The sequence below is a fragment of the Streptomyces sp. Tu 2975 genome, assembly GCF_009832925.1.
In the GTDB taxonomy this organism is placed as follows: Bacteria; Actinomycetota; Actinomycetes; order Streptomycetales; family Streptomycetaceae; genus Streptomyces.
The window spans coordinates 4,459,076-4,481,210 of sequence record NZ_CP047140.1; the positions used below are offsets into that span (position 1 = coordinate 4,459,076).

The 22,135-nt window shown below is 72.9% G+C and carries 18 protein-coding genes and 3 pseudogenes; 11 read left to right on the forward strand and 10 right to left on the reverse strand.

Annotated elements, in window-relative coordinates; translation table 11 throughout:
* The first annotated feature begins 116 nt into the window (after positions 1-116).
* Positions 117-1,031 carry an alpha/beta hydrolase gene (locus GLX30_RS19810; protein WP_159690674.1) on the forward strand — a complete coding sequence of 305 codons (915 nt, stop codon included), beginning with the start codon at positions 117-119 and terminating at the stop codon, positions 1,029-1,031.
* 30 nt (positions 1,032-1,061) lie between these two features.
* Here the strand turns inward: GLX30_RS19810 and GLX30_RS19815 are convergent, their stop codons facing one another.
* From GLX30_RS19815 to GLX30_RS19830, 4 genes are all read right to left on the reverse strand, one after another.
* Positions 1,062-2,069: a hypothetical protein gene (locus GLX30_RS19815; protein WP_159690676.1), complete on the reverse strand. Its 1,008-nt coding sequence runs from the start codon at positions 2,067-2,069 to the stop codon at positions 1,062-1,064.
* Positions 2,070-2,125: 56 nt separating this feature from the next.
* Complete coding sequence (locus GLX30_RS19820; protein WP_159690679.1) at positions 2,126-2,881, reverse strand: class I SAM-dependent methyltransferase; 756 nt, start codon at positions 2,879-2,881, stop codon at positions 2,126-2,128.
* Positions 2,882-2,972: 91 nt separating this feature from the next.
* Positions 2,973-3,656: a GDSL-type esterase/lipase family protein gene (locus GLX30_RS19825; protein ID WP_159690682.1), complete on the reverse strand. Its 684-nt coding sequence runs from the start codon at positions 3,654-3,656 to the stop codon at positions 2,973-2,975.
* Between the two features lie 34 nt (positions 3,657-3,690).
* Positions 3,691-4,299, reverse strand: coding sequence for a TetR/AcrR family transcriptional regulator (locus GLX30_RS19830; protein ID WP_159690685.1), 609 nt, complete (start codon positions 4,297-4,299; stop codon positions 3,691-3,693).
* 96 nt (positions 4,300-4,395) lie between these two features.
* Between GLX30_RS19830 and GLX30_RS19835 the strand changes: the two genes are divergently transcribed.
* Positions 4,396-5,235: a class I SAM-dependent methyltransferase gene (locus tag GLX30_RS19835; protein WP_159690688.1), complete on the forward strand. Its 840-nt coding sequence runs from the start codon at positions 4,396-4,398 to the stop codon at positions 5,233-5,235.
* Between the two features lie 32 nt (positions 5,236-5,267).
* Positions 5,268-6,241, forward strand: a pseudogene (locus GLX30_RS19840) (WD40 repeat domain-containing protein).
* Between the two features lie 61 nt (positions 6,242-6,302).
* Here GLX30_RS19840 and GLX30_RS19845 read toward each other — a convergent pair.
* Positions 6,303-7,064 (reverse strand): TetR/AcrR family transcriptional regulator, encoded by a 762-nt coding sequence (locus GLX30_RS19845; RefSeq protein ID WP_159690691.1) that lies wholly within the window; start codon positions 7,062-7,064, stop codon positions 6,303-6,305.
* Between the two features lie 91 nt (positions 7,065-7,155).
* Here GLX30_RS19845 and GLX30_RS19850 point away from each other — a divergent pair.
* Positions 7,156-8,114, forward strand: a pseudogene (locus tag GLX30_RS19850) (ATP-binding cassette domain-containing protein).
* Entirely contained in the window at positions 8,111-8,944 is an 834-nt protein-coding gene (locus GLX30_RS19855) for an ABC transporter permease (RefSeq protein ID WP_159690694.1), read from the forward strand. Before GLX30_RS19850 ends, GLX30_RS19855 begins: the two are co-directional and overlap by 4 nt.
* On the opposite strand, the gene GLX30_RS19860 is transcribed toward GLX30_RS19855, so the two are convergent.
* On the reverse strand, positions 8,934-9,329 hold the full coding sequence (locus GLX30_RS19860) for a hypothetical protein (RefSeq protein ID WP_159690696.1): 396 nt from the start codon (positions 9,327-9,329) through the stop codon (positions 8,934-8,936). The genes GLX30_RS19855 and GLX30_RS19860 overlap by 11 nt on opposite strands.
* A gap of 209 nt (positions 9,330-9,538) precedes the next feature.
* On the opposite strand from GLX30_RS19860, the gene GLX30_RS19865 reads away from it, so the two are divergent.
* Positions 9,539-9,904 carry a hypothetical protein gene (locus GLX30_RS19865; RefSeq protein ID WP_159690699.1) on the forward strand — a complete coding sequence of 122 codons (366 nt, stop codon included), beginning with the start codon at positions 9,539-9,541 and terminating at the stop codon, positions 9,902-9,904.
* A 70-nt stretch (positions 9,905-9,974) separates the two neighbouring features.
* Here GLX30_RS19865 and serC read toward each other — a convergent pair.
* Both serC and GLX30_RS19875 read right to left on the reverse strand, forming a co-directional pair.
* Positions 9,975-11,092, reverse strand: a pseudogene (gene serC / locus GLX30_RS19870) (phosphoserine transaminase).
* An 82-nt stretch (positions 11,093-11,174) separates the two neighbouring features.
* Positions 11,175-11,801 (reverse strand): ATP/GTP-binding protein, encoded by a 627-nt coding sequence (locus GLX30_RS19875; RefSeq protein WP_159690702.1) that lies wholly within the window; start codon positions 11,799-11,801, stop codon positions 11,175-11,177.
* A gap of 218 nt (positions 11,802-12,019) precedes the next feature.
* Between GLX30_RS19875 and GLX30_RS19880 the strand changes: the two genes are divergently transcribed.
* Positions 12,020-14,857, forward strand: a complete 2,838-nt coding sequence (locus GLX30_RS19880; protein WP_159690704.1) for an FAD-binding and (Fe-S)-binding domain-containing protein — start codon at positions 12,020-12,022, stop codon at positions 14,855-14,857.
* A gap of 358 nt (positions 14,858-15,215) precedes the next feature.
* Here GLX30_RS19880 and GLX30_RS19885 read toward each other — a convergent pair whose 3' ends face one another.
* Entirely contained in the window at positions 15,216-15,644 is a 429-nt protein-coding gene (locus GLX30_RS19885) for a pyridoxamine 5'-phosphate oxidase family protein (protein WP_159690707.1), read from the reverse strand.
* A gap of 91 nt (positions 15,645-15,735) precedes the next feature.
* Positions 15,736-16,593 (reverse strand): LysR substrate-binding domain-containing protein, encoded by an 858-nt coding sequence (locus GLX30_RS19890; RefSeq protein WP_159690712.1) that lies wholly within the window; start codon positions 16,591-16,593, stop codon positions 15,736-15,738.
* A 163-nt stretch (positions 16,594-16,756) separates the two neighbouring features.
* On the opposite strand from GLX30_RS19890, the gene GLX30_RS19895 reads away from it, so the two are divergent.
* From GLX30_RS19895 to GLX30_RS19910, 4 genes are all read left to right on the forward strand, one after another.
* Complete coding sequence (locus GLX30_RS19895) at positions 16,757-17,674, forward strand: EamA family transporter (RefSeq protein ID WP_208545587.1); 918 nt, start codon at positions 16,757-16,759, stop codon at positions 17,672-17,674.
* 331 nt (positions 17,675-18,005) lie between these two features.
* Positions 18,006-18,830: a TIGR03084 family metal-binding protein gene (locus GLX30_RS19900; RefSeq protein ID WP_159690720.1), complete on the forward strand. Its 825-nt coding sequence runs from the start codon at positions 18,006-18,008 to the stop codon at positions 18,828-18,830.
* Positions 18,827-20,536, forward strand: a complete 1,710-nt coding sequence (locus GLX30_RS19905; protein WP_244258227.1) for an acyclic terpene utilization AtuA family protein — start codon at positions 18,827-18,829, stop codon at positions 20,534-20,536. The genes GLX30_RS19900 and GLX30_RS19905 overlap by 4 nt, the downstream gene beginning before the upstream one ends.
* Entirely contained in the window at positions 20,533-22,131 is a 1,599-nt protein-coding gene (locus GLX30_RS19910; protein WP_159690723.1) for a carboxyl transferase domain-containing protein, read from the forward strand. The genes GLX30_RS19905 and GLX30_RS19910 overlap by 4 nt, the downstream gene beginning before the upstream one ends.
* The last annotated feature ends 4 nt before the right edge of the window (positions 22,132-22,135 follow it).

Below are 22,135 nucleotides of genomic sequence, written 5' to 3' on the forward strand. Positions count from 1 at the left end.
CACTCGGCCGAGGCGTGAGGACCGGCCACGAAGCACCCTCCAGGTCTCGCGGCGGAACCCTCGCCCGTGCGGATTCGTTGGCGCAAGCGCCGGTTGCGAGATCTGGAGGGGGCGTCGTGGACGACGCGGTTGTCGAGGCCGTCGGAGCGCTGGTGCCGGGCGGGGCGGTGCGCGGCGAACTGGACCGCCACGGGCGGAAGTTGCGCTGGATCGAAGTGGGCGAGGGCGCGCCCGCGGTCGTGCTGGACGCGCCGAGCGCCGGGTCGTCGATGATGTGGACGCAGGTACTGGCGCCCCTGGCCCGCTGCACCCGAGTGATCGCGTACGACCGGGCGGGGCTCGGCCTGAGCGACCCGGTTCCCCGGCTCACGCTCGACTCGGCCGTCGAGGACCTGGCCGCGCTGCTCTCCCGGGCCGGCGGCGGCCCGTGCGTCCTGGTCGGCAACAGCTGGGGCGGCCAGCTGGCCGAGTTGGTGGCGTGGGCCCGACCGGACCTGGTGGCGGGGCTCGTGCTGCTCGACCCTTCGCACGAGGAGTTCCAGCCGTGGGCCGGCCGGCTGGCGGAAGGGGCGTACGCGCGTCAGCTCGCGGTGCGTACCTCTCTCCGGCTCACCGGCCGGTCGCGACACCGCGACGCCGTGCGCGAGGCCTCCCGGGCGACCGACGATCCGCGGGTGCGGGAGCTGCTGGCCGCCGCCTGGCTCGCCGCCTCCGGAAGCCGGCAGCAGGTGCTTACCGCCGTCGACGAGTACCGCATGATCGTCAAGGCCACCCCCGAGATCCGGCGCCGCCGCGCCGCGTCGAGGCTGCCTGACGTGCCCGTGACGGTCCTCAGCGCGAGCCGGGGGATGCCGCAGCGTATGAGACGCCGGTGGACCGGGCTGCAGAGATCCGTCGCCGCGTCCGTGGCGGGCGGGGAGCACGCTGTGGTTCCGGCCGCGGGCCACTACATCCAGAGCAGCAGACCGGACGTCGTCACCCAGGCTGTGCTCGCTTCCCTGGAGCGGTCCCGGCACGCCCGTGGCGGCTGAGGACCGCTGCGGCACGTGTGCGTCGGGGTCTCAGCCCGGGAACCGGAGGTCCGTGCAGCCGCGTTGGCCGGCCGCGCGTTCGGCGAAGCCCCTGAGGGCCGCGCGGGCGAAGTCCTCGACGTCCTCGTGGACGTAGACCGTGGTGGAGATCGTGAAGAGCGCGCGGGCTCCGGTCCCGGGGCACTCGGCGGTGGCCCAGAGGAAGTCGCTTCCGTGCCGGCCCGCGTCCCGGCCGGGCCCGTCACCCGGGTACCAGGCCTGGGCGAAGGGGCCGAAGTAGGCGCGGACCTGGAACAACTCCTCGGCACGGGCCTCGGTCTCGCCGAGCACGCAGGTCTCCATCACCGAGGAGTCCGCCGTCGGCGTCTCCTTGATCCAGTGGACGATGTCCATGTCGCGCATCGGGATCCCCGCGCACGTTCCCTTCGCCGCGAAGCGGGACTCCTCCTCCGGCTCCGCGGGGGTGGGGGGCACCCGACCGCCGGGCTGGGCCTGGCAGTTCCGGTGCTCGGCCGCCCTGACGGCGGTGGCCGCTGCGAGTTCGGCGGTGGTACGGCCCGCCACCGCGCTGCCGCGGCCGGCCGTGTGGACGACGACGGACGCGTCCTTGTTGCCACAACTCAGGACGACGGCGGTGCTGTCGAGGTCGGTGTAGCCGTGCCAGCCGCCGCCCAGCGGCATCGGCAGGGTTCCCGTCCTGCTCGAGCGCAGCTCGTCGAACACGCCACGGGCGCCGTCGTCGTCCCGGGCGGATTCCGGGATCAGGGCGATGGTGAGCGTCGTCTTCCCGACCACGCAGAACTCGTAGCCGTCGGACCCGCCGTGGTGCACGTCGTTCGGCAGTCCCTGTTCGGTGTCGTAGCCGGTGAAGACCGCCGACTCCTCGGACGGGACCAGTCCCTGGCAGTACGTCGCCAGCCGGTCCTCGTAGCGCCAGCGCTTGCCCGTGTCGCTGAGCCGGTACCAGCCGTAGCCGGCGACGACGGCGAGTGCCAGCGGCAGCGCCACGTACAGCGCCAGGCGGCGTATGACGGTCATCTGCGTGATCTCCCCGGTTCGGCGCTCCGCGGCACCGTATCGCGGACCGTCCGGCGTCAGCCGCGCGGGCGGCGGGCCTCGATCAGGAGGCGGTTGGAGTGGGCCACGAACGGCCCGTGGCGCTCGATGAAGTCATGGAGGGCCGCGAGCCGGTCACGGTACGCGTCCACGGTGAAGCCCGGGACGATCCAGATGACCTTGCGCAGGAAGTGGACCACCGCGGCGATGTCGCGGAACTCCATCCGCAGCGCTTCCTGACGCAGATCGACGACGTCCAGGCCGGCGGCCTCCGCGGCCGTGACGGTCGTGAACGGACTGCGTGACGGGTCGACCGGCTGCGGGCCCATCAGGAAGTCGGTGAGCTCGCGGACCGAGCCGTCGCCCACGGCCTGCGAGAGGTACGTGCCGCCGGGGCGCAGGACACGGTGGACCTCGTCCCACCGGGTGCTCACCGGATGGCGGCTGACGACCAGGTCGAAGTGGGCCGGGGGGAACGGCAGATCGGCCGAGTCGCCGGCCTGGACGACCGCAGCGCCCAGCCTGGCGAGGTTGCGCCGGGCGATCTCCAGGTTCGGCGGCCAGGACTCCGTCGCCGCCAGCACCGGCGGGGCGGCCGGGACGGAGGCGAGGACCTCGCCGCCGCCGGTCTGGATGTCGAGGACCGCCTCGGCCTTCGGCACACGCTCGGCGAGGAGCTTCGCGTAGCCCCAGGAGGGGCGCTGCTCCGTCGCGCGGCCGGCGAACCAGGAGAAGTCCCAGCCCTCGGTGGGGACGGCTTCGCCTTCGGCGACGAGGTCTTCGAACGTGGACATACGGGCAGGGTCGCAGCCGCGGGAGACGCCCGCACCCGGGTTTCCGCGCGGAGGGCCCGCTCGGGCGGCGTCGCCGTACGGGAGGGGCCGCTCAGGCGGCGACGCCGTACGTCCCGCCCAGTCCCCACGCCTGGTGCATCGCCGTCGCGAACGCCCCGGCCAGTTTGATCTCGCCGCTCGGGCCGGGGTGGGTGCCGTCGTAGGTGTCGGTGTCGATGTCGTACGACGGCGGGTGCGACGCCAGCAGGAGCGGGGACGCGGACGTGTCCAGGTCGGCCACAGCCTTGGCGAGCAGGTCGTTGAACCGGTCGCACTCGGCGGCGAAAGGCCGGTCGGACCGGGCGCGGATGTTCGGGATGACAGGAAGCATGACGATCCGGACGCCCGGATTGGCCAGGCGGGCCTGCGCGACGAACTCCCGCACGTTCCCCGCGGTCTGGTCGCTGTCCGTGTAGAAGCCGAGGTCTATCAGGCCCAGCGAGACCAGGAGGACGTCGGCCACTTCCGCGGCGACCGTCTCGCGGATCAGGGGAGCCATGTGCAGCCAGCCCTCGCCCCAGCCGGCCAGGTGGCGGCGGGCGGCGCCGGGGAAGCCCGGGTCGGCGTACCGGTGGGACACGGGGGCGTTCGCCTCCGTGTCGTACAGCTCGCGGCGCGGTCCGACGATCTCGAAGGGCTCACCGAGGGCGGAGAGGTGCTGCCACATCCGGTAGCGCCAGGTGAAGTCGCCGGTGCGCCCGATGGTCATGGAATCGCCGACGAACAGGAATCGCATGGTCGACATCATGGCCGAACCCACCGGTAACCCGTCACTGGTCCGCGATGTGAGGCCCGCCACCCGCCAGCGCCGTGACCAGTCGCCGGATCTGCGCGTGCGGGTCGGGGGTGCCCGCGTGACTCGTCATCAGCAGATGGTGGACCGTGCCGACGAGCGCGAGGGCGACGGCCTCCGCGTCGATCCGGCCGTCGACACGGCCGAGGCGCTGTTCGGCCCGCAGGTACGCGGTGACCGCCTCCTGGACGGTGGTGAAGCCCGGTGCACCCGACGCCATCGCCTCGCGGAAGCGGATCGCGACGCCGGGGCGGGTGAGGGCCAGCCCGGAGACGGTCGGCCCGGTGGAGGTGAACAGCGCGGTGGCGACGTCGGTGAGGTTCGCGGTGACGGTGTCCTGCCCCGTCCGTGAGGGGAGCCGGTCCGCCAGGGCGGCGGTGCGGGCGAGCCGGTCGAGGACCAGTTCGGCGACGAACTCGTCGAGCCCGCCCGCGAAGTGCGCGTGCAGCAGCCCCTTCGAGCAGCCCGCCTCCTCGGTGACGGCTCTGCTGGTCAGGGCGCCGGGGCCGCCCTGGGCCACGACTCGTTCCGCCGCGGCGAAGAGGCGTTCGCGGGCGTCGGGGACGGCTACTCCACGGGGTGACATCCAGGGCCTTCCGAGTCTTCTGCGTGGCGCGATGGACAGTATGGGCGAGCGCCCATACTGTTTGGGCATACGCCCATTCTAGCGGGAGGCAGCGTCGTGGAACACATCGTGAACACCGAGCAGGAGCAGGCCTGGAACGGGTACGAGGGCACCCACTGGGCCCGCAACCAGGACCGCTGGGACGCCGTCAACGAGGGCTTCAACGAGGCGCTGCTCGCTGCCGCCGCCGTCGGCCGCGAGGACTCGGTCCTCGACGTCGGCTGCGGCGCCGGGGCCACCACCAGGCTGACGGCCCGCCGCGCGGCCGACGGGCACGCCACCGGCCTGGACCTGTCCCGGCCGATGCTGGAGCGCGCCCGGGACTCCGCACGCGCCGAACACCTCGTCAACGTGACCTTCGAGCACGGCGACGCCCAGGTCCATCCCCTCGCGGGCCGCGGTTTCGACGTGGCGATCAGCCGCTTCGGCGTGATGTTCTTCGCCGACCCGGTGGCCGCCTTCGCCAACATCGGAGGCGGCCTGCGCACCGCCGGCCGTGCGGCGTTCCTCGTCGCCGGCGGGGACGGCAACGAGTGGATCCAGGCGCTGGCCGGCCTGCGGGACGTGCTGCCGATGGGCGGCTTCGGGGTCACCGGAGGGCCCGGCATGTTCTCCCTGGCCGATCCCGGCCGCGTCCGCGAGGTCCTCACGGCAGCCGGGTTCACCGACGTCGCGGTCGAGCCCGCCGAGGCGTACGGGAGATGGGGGCGTGACGCCGAGGACGCCACCGCGTTCCTCATGGGCTCTGGACCCGGCCGCCATCTGCTGGGCCAGGTCGACGAGGCGACCGGCGAGCGGGCCCGGCGCCGGCTCGCGGACATCCTGCGGCCGTACGAGAAGGACGGCGCCGTCCGGCTGCGCAGCACGGCGTGGCTGGTCACCGCCGTACGCCCGTAGGAGCCGCCCGGCCGGGATGGCAGGCTTGGGGCATGCGTTCGCTTCCGTACGTCACCGGCCTGACGGCCGCCCTCGTGCTCGCCGCCGCCTGCCCCGCCGCCGCGGCCGACGGCGGGTCGGAAGGGTTCACGATCAAGGACCCACGGATCACCGAGTCCAGCGGGCTCGCGGCGAGCCGGGCGCACCCCGGGATCTACTGGACGCACAACGACCAGGACCAGCCGCGGATCTTCGGCGTCGACTCGGCGACGGGCGAGACGGTGGCGACGATCAACATGCGCGGCGTCGGTGAGCCGAGGGACATGGAGGCGATCTCCGTGGGCCCCGACGGCAACATCTACGTCGGCGACATCGGAGACAACCTCGACGGCGGCTGGGACCACGTCTGGATCTACCGCTTCCCCGAGCCGGAGCGGCTGCGCGACCGAACCGTCACCGCCACCCAGTTCGACGTGAGGTACGCGGACGGCGCCCGCAACGCCGAGGCGCTGATGGTTCATCCGAAGACCGGCCGTGTGTACATCGCCTCCAAGAACGAGGACGGCGGCGGCCTCTACGAGGGCCCGGCCACGCTCGACGCCGAGGCCACCAACGTCTTCCGGCGGATCGGGGAGGTGCCGTGGGTGACCGACGGCGCCTTCTCGCCCGACGGCACGGAGCTGGTGCTCCGCTCCTACTTCAGCGCCCGCGGCTACGAGTGGAAGGACGGCCGCCTCGGGCCCGACCACCGTGTGCGCGCGCCGATCCAGGGCCAGTCGGAGTCGGTGACGTACACGACGGACGGCACGGCGCTGATGATCGGCACCGAGGGGAGCAGAGCCCCGTCGAGCGGGTGGCGGTCGAGAAGGAACCGGGCTCCGGCGGCGGGGCGAAGAGCCCCGGGGCGCCGGCGGACGGCGGAAAGGCCGCCGGGGACGACGAGAAGGGCGACGTCACGACGTACGGCCTGCTCGTGCTCGGCGGCGGCGCGGTGCTGGTCCTCGCGCTGCGCCGGCGCCGGGGCTGAGGCGTCCGGTCGCGGTCCCGGCGGGAGTCACCGCGACCCGCTCCGGCCGGCCTGCCGCGGGTCAGGCGTCCTTCGCCCGTGCGCTGACCAGTGTCTCGAACCCCTCGACCAGGCGCTCGAGGCCGAAGGTGAAGTGGTCGAAGTCCGAGGTGAAGGCGTCCTCCGAGAGATGCGCCAGGGTCGGGTACTCACCGCTGACCATGGCCTTCGACAGGAACGGCTCCTGATCGCGCCAGAACTCCTCCTCGCTCTGCCCCGTCTGCTTCGCCGCCTCCGCGGCCTCGATCTCCATACGCGCGATGCCGGTGACGAAGCTCTGCACCGCGATGATCACCGAGATCAGCTCCGGGTCCGTCAGCCGCATCTCCCGCAGCGCGAACAGGGAGACGTCCAACCCCCGCACGGCGCTGGGGCCGAGGACCGTACGTGACTGGTTGACCTTCAGGAGCCAAGGGTGCGCCCGGTAGAGCTCGAGGTGGCCGCGGCCCATCGCGCGTACGGCGTCCTGCCAGGTGTCGGACTCCGGCGGGTGCGCGTCGTTCTCCAGGGGCTCGCCCGTGACGCGGTCGAGCATCAGGTCGAGCAGCTCGGCCTTGCCGGGGACGTAGCGGTAGAGGGACATCGTGCCCGTACCCAGCTCGGTGGAGAGGCGGCGCATCGAGACGGCGGCAAGGCCCTCCGCGTCGGCGATCTCGATCGCGGCGCTGACGATCCGGTCGAGGGTGAGGCCCGGCTTGGGGCCGCGTGAGGGTCGCTCGCCGGTGCCCCAGAGCAGTTCGAGGCTGCGCGAGACGTCTTTGCTGCCGCTCGTCCCAGTCGTCATGGGGTCAGCGTAATCGCCTGGAGAGAAACTGAGTACGGTGTACTCTCATGTGAGTACACCGTACTCAGTTAGCTCGTCTCGGAGGGGCTCAGTGGACGAATACGCCGTTTCGGCAGAAGGACTCGAGAAGCGGTACGGGGACAAACGGGCCCTCGACGGCTTCGATCTCGCCGTGCGCCAGGGCACCGTGCACGGCCTGCTCGGCCCGAACGGCGCCGGGAAGACGACCGCCGTCCGGATCCTCGCGACCCTGCTGCGGTTCGACGGCGGCCGGGCGCGGGTGGCCGGCGTCGACGTGGGGCGCGACCCGCGGCAGGTGCGCCGGCGCATCGGCCTCACCGGCCAGTACGCGGCGGTCGACGAGGTGCTGACGGGCCGGCAGAACCTGGAGATGTTCGGCCGCCTCTTCCATCTCGGCGGCAGGCGCGCGGCGTTGCGGGCCACCGAACTGCTGGCGCAGTTCGACCTGGTGGACGCCGGCGACAAGGGAGTCGGCAAGTACAGCGGCGGAATGCGCCGCCGGCTCGACCTCGCCGCGTCGATGATCCTCGCACCCGATGTGCTGTTCCTCGACGAACCGACGACCGGCCTCGACCCGCGTTCGCGCGGCGAGGTGTGGGACGCGGTGCGCCGGCTCGTCGCAGGCGGCACGACCGTCCTGCTCACCACCCAGTACCTCGAGGAGGCCGACCGGCTCGCCTCCCGTATCACCGTCATCGACCAGGGCCGGGCCATCGCCGACGACACGCCCGACGGGCTGAAGAACAGGGTCGGCGGTGACCGCATCGAGGTGGTCGCCCGCGAGGCGGCCGACCTTCCGGCGATCGCCAAGACCGTGGCCCGGGTCGCCGACACCGACCCGACCACCGACGAACTGGAACGCCGGGTCCACGCCCCGGTGACCGACCGGGTCGCGGCCCTCACCGAGGTCGCCCGCACCCTTCAGGACGAACGGATCCCGTGGAGGACATCGGGCTGCGCAGGCCCAGCCTGGACGACGTGTTCCTGCGCCTGACGGGACACGGCACGCAGACCGAGGAGGCGGCGTGAGTACGACGGACCTGGTGGACCTGAGCCTCGACGACCGGCACGGGCGCGCCTACTGGGCGGTGGCCGACTGCTGGAACGTGGTCCGGCGCGGGCTGACCTACTACCGGCGCCAGCCGGTCCTCATCGCCTGGCAGCTCGGCTTCCCGATCATCTCCGTGCTGCTCTACGGCTATGTCTTCGGCGGCGCGATGAAGTCGCCCGACGGCGGCAGCGTCCGTGACTTCCTGATGCCGGGCATGTTCGCCATGACGATGGCCTTCGGCTTCATGAACACGGCGATGGCGGTGGTCACCGACGCGACGAAGGGCGTGATCGACCGCTTCCGGTCGATGCCCATGGCGCCTTCCGCCGTCGTCACCGGCCGGGGTGTCAACGACCTGATCGTCGCCTGCGCGGAGCTGACGATCCTCGCGGCCACCGCCTTCGCGATGGGTTGGCGCACGGACGCGGGTCCCGTGAAGGCGCTCGCCGCGTTCGGGCTGCTGCTGCTCCTGCGGTTCTGCCTGATCTGGGTGGGCATCCTGCTCGGCCTGCTCGTCCCCACCCCGGAGGCGGCCGGCGGCCTCTACGCGGTGGCCTTCCCGCTCACCATGATCTCGAGCGTCTTCGTGCCGCCGTCGACGATGCCGGACTGGCTGGGCACGATCGCCGCCTGGAACCCGATCTCCTCCACGGCCGCGGCGGCCCGCGAACTGTTCGGGAACCCGGTGGCGAGCGACGGCAGCTGGATCCAGGAGCACTCGCTGCTCATGGCGGTGGTGTGGCCGATCATCGTGACGGCGGTCTTCGCACCGCTCGCGGTGCGGCGCTTCCAGCGGCTCAGCCGCTGACGTCGTCGGACCGGCGGGGCGCCCCGGCCTTCAGCAGTTCTGTCGCGTCGAGCTTCACCTCGGCACCGATCGAGGCGGGGAGGGCGATCTGCTGGCCGGGGGCGTAGACCTCCGGGATGGTGTGGTCCTCGGGTCCGTCGGGGAGCCAGAGTCCGACGGCCTGGAGGATCACGGTCTCTTCGCCGTGCAGCCCGGCTGACACGAAGGGCAGCATCAGCTGGGTGAGTGTCCTGGCGTGGGCGCCGTCCGGGGGCGGGGTCACGGTGAGGATGCCGCCGATGATCTCGACGCGATAACCGGGGTTGTGCTCCATGAGGCGGCTGGCCTCTTCGAGCAGCGTCGGCGGCTCGCCGTCACAGGGGTGCTCGACTGCTGCGGCAGACATGCGGGCCTCCTGGCGGCTGTCGAGAGCATCATCGTAGGACGAGGGGCCGTTCGATGTCCGGAAGGCCGATCGTCACACCATTGAGCGACCAAGGGTGCGCGCGCTGCCAGGCGACGTCCTGCACGTGTCGACCCCGCGCACCATCGGGTCGAGACTGGAAGGAGGCCGACGGGCCGTCATGCCGAACGGTCCCGGCCGTGGAGGCGATCATGACCTCGACCACGCGCGAGGAGACCCCCGTCGTACTCGAGGGCGGCGGAGTGGAGCTGAGAATGAAAGAGGCCGGGGGCGGCCTGTCCGTCGCCTTCATCCACCTGCCCAAGGGCACGGACATGAGGCCCGCGGTCAAGGGCCTGCCGGGCGACCTGTGCCAGTGCCCCCACTGGGGATTCCTGGTGAACGGCCGGATCAGGATGAGGACCGCTTCCGGCGAGGAGACCTACGAGGCGGGCCAGGCGTACTACTGGGCGCCCGGCCATGCTCCGGAGGCTCTGGAGGACACCGACGTGGTGGAGTTCTCGCCGACGGTGGAGTTCGCCGAGGTGCTCGACCACATCAAGGCGCAGTCGGGGTGAGGGCACGGCCGCTCCGGTACGGCGAAGGGCCCGGCGGTGTCCGCCGGGCCCTTCGCCGCTCGGTCCGCTGCTACAGCTTCTCGATCACGTAGTCGATGCACGCCGTCAGTGCCTCGACGTCCGCCGGGTCGATCGCCGGGAACATCGCCACGCGCAGCTGGTTGCGGCCCAGCTTGCGGTACGGCTCGGTGTCGACGATGCCGTTCGCACGCAGCGCCTTGGCGACCGCGGACGCGTCGATCTCGTCGGCGAAGTCGATCGTGCCGATGACCTGCGAGCGCTTCGCCGGGTCGACGACGAACGGGGTCGCGTACTTGGACGCCTCGGCCCAGCCGTACAGGGTGCGCGAGGAGGTCGCGGTGCGGCGGACCGACCAGTCGAGGCCGCCCTGGCCGTTGATCCACTTCAGCTGCTCGTTCAGCAGGAAGAGGGTGCCCAGCGCCGGGGTGTTGTACGTCTGGTTCTTCAGTGAGTTGTCGATCGCCGTCGGCAGCGAGAAGAACTCCGGGACGTGCCGGCCGGAGCCGTGTACGCGGGCCGCGCGCTCGAGGGCGGCGGGAGAGAAGACGCCGATCCACAGGCCGCCGTCGGAGGCGAAGGACTTCTGGGGGCGAAGTAGTAGACGTCCGTCTGCGCGATGTCGACGGGCAGGCCGCCCGCGCCGGAGGTGGCGTCCACCAGGACGAGCGCGCCGTCGTCGGCGCCGGCGACCCGCTGGATCGGGGCGGCGACACCGGTGGAGGTCTCGTTGTGGGTGAAGGCGTAGACGTCGACGCCCTGCTCCGCCTGCGGCTCCGGGTGGGTGCCGGGGTCGGAGGAGATGACCGTCGGGTCCGCCAGCCACGGCGCCAGCTTGGCGGCCTTGGCGAACTTGGAGGAGAACTCGCCGAACGACAGGTGCTGGGACTTGTTCTCGATCAGGCCGTGGGTCGCGATGTCCCAGAAGGCGGTGGATCCGCCGTTGCCGAGGATCACCTCGTATCCCTCGGGGAGGGAGAACAGCTCGCGCACGCCGTCACGGACCTCGCCGACCAGGTTCTTGACCGGGGCCTGGCGGTGGGACGTGCCGAGGAGGGAGGTGCCGGTGGCGGCCAGCGCGTCCAGCGCCTCCGTACGCACCTTGGAGGGGCCCGCGCCGAAACGGCCGTCGGCGGGCTTGATGTCAGCGGGAATCTGGATATCAGCCACGTTCGGAGCGTATACCGGTCCGGCCGCACGGCGGGGACACGGTCCGGCGGCTGAGACGGTGCGAGCGCGCCCGACCGCCAGGTCAGACACCGTTGCCGCTGCCGAGTGCGCGCAGATGTTCCACCAGGGCGATCAGCACGAACTTGCTGGACGAGTGGTCCCGGGCGTCGAACTCGACCAGCGGCACGCCGGCCGGGAGGGCGAGCACGGCGCGGATCTCCTCCTCCGAACGGAAGGGGCCGCCGAAGTCGTTGACGGCGATGATGAACGGCGTGCCGTGGTGCGTCAGGCGGTCGATCGCGTACCAGGCGTCGGTCAGGGCCCGGGTGTCGACGAGGACGACGGCACCGGTGGTACCGCGGAGCAGCCGGTCCCAGAGGAAGCGGAAACGTTCCTGTCCGGGGGTGCCGAACAGATACAGGACCCTCTGCTCGTCGATCGTGATGCGGCCGAAGTCCAGCGCGACCGTCGTCGCCGTCTTGGCCGGGACCCGGACGCCGGCGTCACTCACTGGGGTGGCCGCGCTCATCGCCGCCTCCGTGTGCAGCGGACGGATCTCGCTGACCGAACGCACCATCGTCGACCGGCCGGCGCCGAAACCGCCGACCACAGCGATCTTGAGCGCGCAGAGGTCCGCGCCGCCGCCCGCGGGGGCGTCCGCGCCCGCGAGCGCGCTTCCGGGGGTCGCCCGGGTCGTGGCGCGGGTCATCGTTTCTCGGAGGTGCCGGTCATCGAGTGGTGCCTTCCGGGGTGACGGGGGCGCAACTGGAGCCGCTGCTTCCTGGCGAAGTCGTCGTCACTATAGGAGGGTTGACGATCAGTTGGGGAAGGTCGTGGTGCTTCCCACTTCACGGGGGGCGCACAACGTGTGCAAGTGACACGTTTCCTGCCGGTGCGTCGGCGGCCGGAGGAGTCATTCTGGAGAGCATGGCTGAACACATCAGGGATACGGGCGAACTGGCCCGCGCGCTCAAGGCCGCCGTCGTCGGTGACGTGGACTTCTCGGCCGCCGCCCGGGCCCTGACGACCATGGACGCCTCGAACTACCGCCGCGTCCCGGTCGGTGTCGTCGCCCCCCGCGACGCCGACGACGTTGCCGCGGTGCTCGACGTGTGCCGGCACCACGGCGTCCCCGTCGTGCCCCGCGGCGGCGGCACCTCCATCGCCGGACAGGCCACCGGCACCGGTGTCGTCCTGGACTTCACCCGCCACATGAACAAGGTCCTGGCCGTCGACGCGGAGGAGCGGACCGCCCGCGTGCAGCCCGGAGTCGTCCAGGCCCGGCTCCAGGACGCCGTACGGGGGCACGGCCTGCTCTTCGGCCCCGATCCGTCGACGCACAGCCGCTGCACGATCGGCGGGATGATCGGCAACAACGCGTGCGGATCCCACTCCGTCGCCTGGGGGACCACCGCCGACAACGTCGACACCCTGTCCGTCCTCACCTACGCCGGCACCCGCCACCGGCTGGCCCGGGGCGGCCCGCCGCACGACGCCCCGCCCGGCCTGACCGACCTCGTCGACCGCAACCTCGCCCTGCTGCGCACCGGCTTCCCCGACGGTATGCCGCGCCGCATCTCCGGCTACGCGCTCGACGCGCTGCTGCCGGAGAGGGGCACCGACCTCGCCCGCGCGTTCTGCGGCAGCGAAGGGACCCTCGCCGTGCTCACGGAGGCGACCGTGCGGCTCGTGGCCGCCCCGGCGGCCCGGGCGCTCGCCGTCCTCGGCTACCCGGACGAGAGCGCCGCCGCGGAAGCCGCCGCCGGCCTCCTGCCCCACGGCCCGCTGACCGTCGAAGGCATGGCGGAGGACCTGGTGCCCGCCGGCCACGGCCTGCCGCGGGGCGGGGCGTGGCTGTTCGTCGAGACGGGCGGCGACAGCGCTGCGGAGGCGCGGGACCGGGGGGAGCGGATCATGCGGGCCGCCGACGCCCTCGACGGCACGATCGTCGACGACCCGGCCGCCGTACGCGCCCTGTGGCGGCTGCGGGAGGACGCGTCGGGCACCGCGACCCGGCGGGCCGACGGCGGAGAGGCGTGGCCCGGCTGGGAGGACTGCGCCGTGCCACCCGCCCGCCTCGGCGCCTATCTGCGCGACTTCCGCGCCCTGCTGGCGGAACACGGCCTGCGCGGCACCCCCTACGGGCACTTCGGTGACGGCTGCGTCCATGTCCGCATCGACTTCGACCTGCTGAGCAAGGACGGCGTCCGCCGCTTCCGCGCGTTCTCCGAACAGGTCGCCTCCCTCGTCGTCGCCCACGGCGGCTCCCTGTCCGGCGAACACGGCGACGGGCAGGCCCGCGCCGAACTGCTGCCCAAGATGTACGGGGACGAACTGGTCGGCCTCTTCGGCCGGTTCAAGGACCTGTGGGACCCGGCCGGCGGCATGAACCCGGGCATGCTGGTACGCCCCGCCCCGCTGGACGCGAACCTGCGCTTCGCCGTGCTCCCCGCCCGGCCCGTCGACGTCGCCTTCGGCTACCCGCAGGACGGCGGCGACTTCGCGGGCGCGGTGCGCCGCTGCGTCGGCGTGGCCAAGTGCCGCACCGAGGACGCCGCCGCGGGCGGCGGCCTGATGTGCCCCTCGTACCGGGCCACCGGCGAGGAGCAGCACTCCACCCGTGGCCGGGCGCGGCTGCTGCACGAGATGCTCGCCGGGGAGATCGTCACCGACGGCTGGCGCTCGCCCGAGGTGCGCGACGCGCTCGACCTGTGCCTCTCCTGCAAGGGCTGCCGGAGCGACTGCCCGGTCGGCGTCGACATGGCCACCTACAAGGCGGAGTTCCTGCACCACCACTACGCGGGCCGCCGCCGCCCCGCCGCCCACTACGCCATGGGCCGTCTTCCGCAGTGGCTGCGGGCCGCCGCGCCGCTCGCACCGCTGCTCAACGCCGCGGCCCGGGTGCGGCCGCTCGCCGCGCTCGCCAAACGGCTCGGCGGCATCGCGCCGGAACGGGACCTGCCGCGCCTGGCGCCGGAAACCTTCCGCCGATGGCTGCGCGACCACATGGGCGAACGGGCCGAAGTGCTGGAGAAGGACCGGACGGCCGTACTGTGGCCGGACACCTTCACCGACCACCTGTCACCGTCCGCCGGACGGGCCGCGGTACGGGTCATGGAGGCGGCGGGCATCTCGATCGTGCTGCCGCCCGGCCGGGTCTGCTGCGGGCTCACCTATGTGTCGACGGGACAGCTCGACCGGGCGCGCAAGGTCATGCGCCACACGCTCGACGTCGTCGAGCCGCTGCTCGAACTCGATGCGCCCGTCGTCGTGCTGGAGCCGAGCTGCGCGGCCGCCCTGAAGACCGACCTCCCCGAGCTGCTCGGCGACGACCCGAGGTCGGCCCGGCTGGCGGCGTCGGTGCGGACCTTCGCACAGGCCCTGGAGGAGTGCGCCGCCCCCGGATGGGAACCGCCGCGGATCGGCCGCCCGGTGGCGGGCCAGACCCACTGCCACCAGCACGCCGTCCTCGGCGACGCGGCGGAACGCCGCCTGCGGGAACGGGCCGGTCTTCAGGGTGTCTTGAGCGGAGGGTGCTGCGGCCTCGCGGGCAACTTCGGCTTCGAGAAGGGGCATTACGAGGTGTCGGTGGCGTGCGCGGAGGAGCAGTTGCTGCCCGCCGTACGCTCGGCCGCCCCGGGCACCGAACTGCTGGCCGACGGCTTCTCCTGCCGCACTCAGCTCGAGCAACTCGCCGGCCGCCGGGCCCGGCACCTCGCGGAGGTCCTGGCGGACGGTCCGGACGAGGGACCGGTCACGAAGTGACCTCACGTATCCGGCAGGATGGGCGGCCGGCGAGGAAGGAGCGGATGCCATGCGCAAGAGCGTCGGGCGGACCGGCGTCGTGGGTCTGCTGGCGCGGTCCTGTGCGGCCCTGCTGCTGGTCGCCCTGGTGGGTAGGTTGCTGGTGTCCGCGATCGCGGTGGACCCGGTCGACCCGGCGGACAAGGGCCTCGGGTCGCTCCTCGTCTCCATGCTGCGGGGCGGAACGGCCGGCGCGTTCGGCGCTGCGAAGTGCGTCGCGGCCGTCCTGCTCCTGGTGGTGGCCGGACGGGGCGCCAAGGCGGCCGTGAGGCGCTCGGCGGGCCGCCGGCGGACGAGGGACGCGGCGAGGCCGGGCCTCTCAGCCGAGTTGCGCGGCGGAGACCTCGACGACATGGGGCGGCTCCTGGGTGAAGTCGCTGTACCGCACCCACGTCGGGCGGACCCGCACATGGGTGATCCCCGGCCAGGAGAGCCGGTCCCGACCGTCCGGGTACACGCGGAAGTAGCACTCCTGGAGACGCGTCAGCTCGGCGCCGGCGGGGAAGTCCGCGAGCCCCTCGATCTGCACGGTGATCGCGTCGTCCCAGCCGATCACGAGGGCGATACGCGGGTCGGCCCGCAGGTTGAGGCTCTTGCGGGTCGTCCGGACGGTGTCGAAGACGATCTCGAGGTCGTCGCTCACGGCGAATCCGACGACCGCCGCCTGAGGTGATCCGTCCGGTGCGGCCGAGGCCTGGACCGCGAGCCTGTTCCTGCGGAGGAACCACACCAGCTCGTCGCGCTTCATACGGCCTGCCTATCACGGGCCGCTCCGGGCGGCTCGGCACTCTCCTCCTGGAGGGCCGGCAGCCCGGTCCGTCCCGCCACGGCGGTGCGCGTCAGCGCGGCCGGGCCACCACCCTCGCCAGCCCGACGAGTTGACGCACGGCGGGGTGGGGGGAGGCGCTGCGCCAGGCGAGGAAGACGGGCACCCGAGGGGCGTCCGACAACGGCAGGTACGTCACACCGCCGTGCGCGTGCATCTGGGCGGTGGACGCGGTCGAAGCGCCCACGCCGCGGCCCGCGGCGATCGCGGTGAGCCAGTCGTCCGTGTTGGCGACCGTGATCGTCGCCGTGGGCCGGATCTCGGGCGGCCACAGGTCCAGGGTGGTCAGGCCGGACACCGTGTTCAGCACGACCGGGCCGGCCGCCAGGTCCGCCAGGGTCAGAGAGGCCCGCGCCGCGCGGGGGTCGTCCGACGGCACGGCGGCCACCCGGGGCTCCGTGAACAGCAGCTCGGTGGCCAGGCCGGGAGTGTCCACCGGGCCGCGCAGTACGGCGGCGTCGACCTCGCCGCGGGAGAGCCCCGCCGTGCGGTCGTCGACCCGCAGCAGTTCGAGGGGGACGTCCGGGTGCTCACGCTGCCACCGGCGCAGCAGCGGGGTCGTGTACGGCCCGAGGGCCGACCAGGCGTGCCCGAGGCGCAGCGGCCGGTGCGGGAGCCGCCCGGTGTCGAGCGCGTCGTCGAAGGCGGCGACGGCCACGGCCGCCTTGTCACGGAAGACGCGGCCCGCCGCCGTGAGCGCGAGGTGGTGGGTGGAACGGTCCACCAGCAGGACGCCGACATGGCGCTCGAGCGAGGCGAGGGCGCGGGAGACGCTGGGCTGGGTGAGGCCGAGCCGGGCCGCGGCCCTGGTCACGCTCGACTCCTCGGCGACGGCCAGGAAGCAGCGGAGGTGGCGCAGCTCGATGCTCATACGCGTGGAGCATAACCGCAGCGAGAAACGCATTTCACGCGCGACGCACAGATCCGTAGCTTGGGAAGGACAAGGCGGGCGAGGGTTCAGGGAGGCCGGGGTGAAGGACGCGCAGTCCGCGGGCACGGGCACAGGGGCGCAGGCCGGTGCCGCGGCGGTGGTGCTGCCGGAGGCGGCGGGCGCCGCGGCGCAGGGGCCCGGCGGGGCGCCACCGTCCGGTGCCCGGCGTTCCCTCGGGCCCGTCGCGCTCGTCGTCGCGGGCGGGCTCTCCGTGCAGTTCGGGGCCGCCGTCGCAGTGATGCTGATGCCGCGGGCCGGTGCGCTGGGCGTCGTCACGCTGCGGCTGGTGCTCGCGGCACTGGTGCTGTTCGTGATCTGCCGGCCGCGGCTGCGCGGACACTCCCGCGTCGACTGGGCCACCGTGATCACCTTCGGTGCCGCCATGGGCGGGATGAACATGCTCTTCTACCAGGCCGTGGACCGGATCCCGCTCGGTGCGGCGGTCACGCTCGAGGTGCTGGGGCCGCTCGCCCTCTCCGTGATCGCGTCCCGGCGGCTGGTGAACCTTCTGTGGGCGGCTCTGGCGCTCGCCGGCGTGGCCCTGCTCGGCGGAGGGGGCTTCGAACGGCTCGACCCCGTCGGCGCGGCGTTCGCCCTGGCGGCGGGCGGCATGTGGGCGGCGTACATCATCTTCAGTGCCCGCACGGGGCGGCGGTTCCCGCAGGCGGACGGGCTGGCGCTGGCGATGGGCTTCGCCGCGCTGCTGAGCCTGCCGTTCGGTCTGGTGGAGGCGGGGTCCCGGCTGTTCGTGCCCTCGACGCTGGTGCTGGGGCTGGCGGTGGCGCTGATGTCGTCGGTCCTGCCGTACACCCTGGAACTGCTGGCGCTGCGCAGGCTGCCCGCGGCGACGTTCGCGGTGCTGATGAGCCTGGAGCCGGCGATCGCCGCGGCGGCCGGATTCCTGTTGCTGAGCCAGGCGCTCTCGCCGGCGGAGGGGCTGGCGATCGTGCTGGTCGTCGTGGCGAGCATGGGCGCCGTACGGACGCAGGCGGCGGCCGGGAAACGGGCGCCGGGAGCATAACGCGGCGAAGCAGCCCGCCGACGTTGTCGGCGGGCCGTCCCGCTCGGTCGCGGTCCGGGGGCCCGGTGTCGTTCCCCCAGTCCTTCCGGATGAACTCGAACTGCCGCACAAGGTCGGCCTGGTAGCTGACGAAGACCAGGCCGCGGCCCGTACGCCGCCCGCGGCCTCGGTTCACAGAGAATCAATTCTGCGATGCCGTGCGGTTCGACCTGCGGCTCCACCGCCACCGCGGGTCGGCGGCCAGGAGTAATCAAAGCAAGCATGCTTGCTTGTTTCCAGGTGCGCTGCCATGCTCCGGGGCACAGACCGTCGTCCCACAGGGGAGCGTTCCGTGTCCGACCCGGCCGTCGTACTCGACGACTTGCGCAGCGAAAGCGAAGACCTCGACCAGCTGGTGAGAGAGCTGGATCCCGGGCGGTGGGCGACCGCGACCCCCGCCCCCGGCTGGAGCGTCGCCCACCAGATCGCCCATCTCGCCTGGACCGACGCGGCCGCGCTGACGGCCGTCACGGACCCGGGCGGCTTCGCCGCGGAAGTCGACAAGGCGCTCGCCGCGCCCCACTCGTTCGTGGACGACGGCGCACAGGCCGGCGCCGCCCTGCCGCCCGGCGAACTGCTCGCCCGCTGGCGGACCGGCCGCGAACGGCTGCGGGAGGCCCTCCGCTCGGCCCCCGCCGGCACCCGGTTCCCCTGGTACGGGCCGCCGATGAGCGCCGCGTCGATGGCGACCGCACGGCTCATGGAGACCTGGGCCCACGGCCAGGACATCGCCGACGCGCTCGGCGTCGTACGGCGGCCGACCGCGCGTCTCGCACAAGTGGCCCGGCTCGGCGTCCGCACCCGGGACTTCGCTTTCGGCGTGCACGGGCTGACCCCGCCCGCGGAGCCGTTCCGCGTCGAACTGAGCGGCCCCGACGGAGAACGGTGGACCTACGGACCCGAGGACGCGGCCCAGCGCGTGACCGGCCCGGCGATCGACTTCTGCCTGCTGGTGACCCGGCGCGCACACCGCGACGACCTCGCACTGCGGGCAGAAGGCGCCGAGGCCGGCCGCTGGCTGGACATCGCCCAGGCGTTCGCCGGCCCGCCCGGTCCCGGGCGGGCGCCCGGCGCGGGCACGCCGGCCGGTGACGTGCCGGAAGGCGGGAAGCCGTGACCGGCCCCGAGGCCGCGAACAGCGCCCGGGTGCTCCGCGTCGGCAACGCGTCCGGCTTCTACGGCGACCGCTTCGACGCCGTGCGCGAGATGCTCACCGGTGGGCCGCTGGACGTGCTCACCGGGGACTACCTCGCCGAGCTCACCATGCTCATCCTCGGCCGCGACCGCCTGAAGGACCCCGGGCTCGGCTACGCCAGGACCTTCCTGCGGCAGCTCGAGGAGACCCTCGGCCTCGCCCACGACAAGGGCGTCCGCATCGTCGCCAACGCCGGCGGACTCAACCCCGCCGGCCTCGCCGCAGCCGTCCGCGACCTGGCCCGCCGCCTCGGCGTTCCCGTGAACGTCGCCCACGTCGAAGGCGATGACCTCACGGCCCGTTTCCCCGGGGCGCTCACCGCCAACGCCTACCTCGGCGGCGGAGGGATCGCCGCCTGCCTGCGCGCGGGGGCCGACATCGTCGTCACCGGACGCGTCACCGACGCGGCCCTCGTCACCGGCCCCGCCGCCGCCCACTTCGGTTGGGGCCCCGACGACCTGGACGCCCTCGCCGGCGCCGTCGTCGCCGGGCACGTCCTGGAATGCGGCACCCAGGCAACCGGCGGGAACTACGCGTTCTTCGCCCGAGGCGGCCACGACGTCCGCCGGCCCGGCTTCCCCGTCGCCGAGATCCACCCCGACGGCACCTCCGTCATCACCAAACACGACGGCACCGGCGGCCTCGTGGACATCGGCACCGTCACCGCCCAACTGCTGTACGAGACCGGCGGCGCCCGGTACGCCGGCCCGGACGTGACCACCCGGCTCGACACCGTCCGCCTCGAGCAGGACGGCCCCGACCGGGTGCGGATCTCCGGAGTGCGCGGCGAGGCACCGCCGCCCACGCTCAAGGTCGGACTGAACCGCCTCGGCGGCTGGCGCAACGAGGTCGCGTTCGTGCTGACCGGACTCGACATCGACGCCAAGGCCCGCCTCGTACGGGAACAGATGGAGGACGCGCTGCGCAAGCAGCCGCCCGCCGAGGTGCGCTGGGAACTCGCCCGCACCGAAAGCGCCGACCCCGACACCGAGGAGCGCGCCGCCGCGTATCTGCGGCTCATCGTCCGCGACCCCGACGCGGAACGCGTCGGCCGTGCCGTGAGCAGCGCCGCGATCGAGCTCGCGCTCGGCAGCTACCCCGGCTTCCATGTGACCGCCCCGCCCGGCAAGGGCGCCCCGTACGGCGTGTTCGAGGCCGCGTACACCGAGGCGGCCGGAGTCCCCCACACCGCCGTCCTGCACGACGGCGAACGCGTCACCGTCCCCCACCCGCGGGTCACCCGGGAACTCGCCGACGCCGGGCCCGGCGCGCTGCCGGAACCGCTGCCGCACGTTCCCACCCGCCGCGCCCCGCTCGGACTCGTGGCCGGGGCGCGCAGCGGCGACAAGGGCGGCGACGCCAACATCGGCGTATGGGCCCCCACCGACGACGCCTGGCGCTGGCTCGCCCACGAACTCACCGCCGACCGGCTGCGCGCGCTGCTCCCCGAGACCGCCGGACTGCCCGTCGTACGGCACGTACTGCCCAACCTGCGCGCCCTCAACTTCACCGTCGCCGGGATCCTCGGCGAAGGGGTCGCCGCGCAGGCCCGCTTCGATCCACAGGGCAAGGCGCTGGGCGAGTGGCTGCGCGCCCGGCACGTCGACATCCCGGAGGATCTGCTGTGACCGTTCTCGCCTCGGCCGTCGATGTGACCGGCCCCGAACACACCGCCCACCGCGCCGTGATGCTCGGCCGGCTCGCCGAACTGGACGCCGAGCACGCCAAGGCGCTCGCCGGCGGCGGCGAGAAGTACGTGGCCCGGCACCGCGGCCGCGGCAAACTGCTCGCCCGCGAACGCATCGAGCTGCTGCTGGACCCGGACACCCCCTTCCTCGAACTGTCGCCGCTCGCCGCGTGGGGCAGCGACTACCCGGTGGGCGCCTCGATCGTGACCGGCATCGGGACGGTGGAGGGCGTCGAGTGCCTGATCACCGCCAACGACCCGACCGTACGCGGCGGCGCCTCCAACCCCTGGACCCTCAAGAAGGCGTTGCGCGCCAACGAGATCGCCTACGCCAACCGGCTTCCGGTGATCTCGCTCGTAGAGTCCGGCGGTGCGGACCTGCCGTCCCAGAAGGAGATCTTCATCCCCGGCGGGGCCCTGTTCCGCGACCTGACACGCCTGTCGGCGGCCGGCATCCCCACGATCGCCGTCGTTTTCGGCAACTCGACCGCCGGCGGCGCCTATGTGCCCGGCATGTCCGACCACACCATCATGATCAAGGACCGGTCGAAGGTCTTCCTGGGCGGTCCGCCGCTGGTGAAGATGGCGACGGGAGAGGAGAGCGACGACGAGTCGCTCGGCGGCGCCGAGATGCACGCCCGCACCTCCGGACTCGCCGACCACTTCGCCCTCGACGAGCCCGACGCGCTGCGCCAGGCCCGGCGTATCGTCGCCCGCCTCAACCACCGCAAGGCACACCCGGACCCCGGCCCCGCCGAGCCGCCCAAGTACGCGGCCGAGGAACTGCTCGGGATCGTGCCGGAGGACCTGAAGACCCCGTTCGACCCACGGGAGGTCGTCGCCCGGATCGTCGACGGCTCGGACTTCGACGAGTTCAAGCCGCTGTACGGGCCGAGCCTGGTCACCGGCTGGGCGCGGCTGCACGGCTACCCGGTGGGAGTGCTGGCCAACGCCCAGGGCGTGCTGTTCTCCGCCGAGTCCCAGAAGGCCGCGCAGTTCATCCAGCTCGCCAACCAGCGCGACGTACCGCTCGTGTTCCTGCACAACACCACCGGCTACATGGTCGGCAAGGAGTACGAGCAGGGCGGCATCATCAAGCACGGCGCCATGATGATCAACGCGGTGTCCAACAGCCGTGTCCCGCACCTGTCGGTGCTCATCGGCGCGTCCTACGGCGCCGGGCACTACGGCATGTGCGGCCGGGCCTACGACCCGAGGTTTCTCTTCGCCTGGCCCAGCGCCAAGTCGGCGGTCATGGGCCCCCAGCAGCTCGCCGGAGTGCTGTCCATCGTCGCCCGGGCCTCCGCCGCGGCGAAGGGACAGCCCTACGACGACGAGGCGGACGCCGGCCTGCGCGCCATGGTCGAGCAGCAGATCGAGGCGGAGTCGCTCCCGACGTTCCTGTCCGGTCGGCTCTACGACGACGGCGTCATCGACCCGCGCGACACCCGGACGGTGCTCGGTCTGTGCCTGTCCGCCATCCACACGGCACCGGTCGAAGGCGCGCGCGGCGGCTTCGGCGTCTTCCGGATGTGAGGAC

Coding starts and splice junctions, on each gene's coding strand:
- GLX30_RS19815 (WP_159690676.1), bottom strand. CDS start 2,069: ATGACCGTCATACGCCGCCTGGCGCTGTACGTGGCGCTGCCGCTGGCA.
- GLX30_RS19820 (WP_159690679.1), bottom strand. CDS start 2,881: ATGTCCACGTTCGAAGACCTCGTCGCCGAAGGCGAAGCCGTCCCCACC.
- GLX30_RS19825 (WP_159690682.1), bottom strand. CDS start 3,656: ATGCGATTCCTGTTCGTCGGCGATTCCATGACCATCGGGCGCACCGGC.
- GLX30_RS19830 (WP_159690685.1), bottom strand. CDS start 4,299: ATGTCACCCCGTGGAGTAGCCGTCCCCGACGCCCGCGAACGCCTCTTC.
- GLX30_RS19845 (WP_159690691.1), bottom strand. CDS start 7,064: ATGACGACTGGGACGAGCGGCAGCAAAGACGTCTCGCGCAGCCTCGAA.
- GLX30_RS19860 (WP_159690696.1), bottom strand. CDS start 9,329: ATGTCTGCCGCAGCAGTCGAGCACCCCTGTGACGGCGAGCCGCCGACG.
- GLX30_RS19865 (WP_159690699.1), top strand. CDS start 9,539: ATGACCTCGACCACGCGCGAGGAGACCCCCGTCGTACTCGAGGGCGGC.
- GLX30_RS19875 (WP_159690702.1), bottom strand. CDS start 11,801: ATGACCCGCGCCACGACCCGGGCGACCCCCGGAAGCGCGCTCGCGGGC.
- GLX30_RS19880 (WP_159690704.1), top strand. CDS start 12,020: ATGGCTGAACACATCAGGGATACGGGCGAACTGGCCCGCGCGCTCAAG.
- GLX30_RS19885 (WP_159690707.1), bottom strand. CDS start 15,644: ATGAAGCGCGACGAGCTGGTGTGGTTCCTCCGCAGGAACAGGCTCGCG.
- GLX30_RS19890 (WP_159690712.1), bottom strand. CDS start 16,593: ATGAGCATCGAGCTGCGCCACCTCCGCTGCTTCCTGGCCGTCGCCGAG.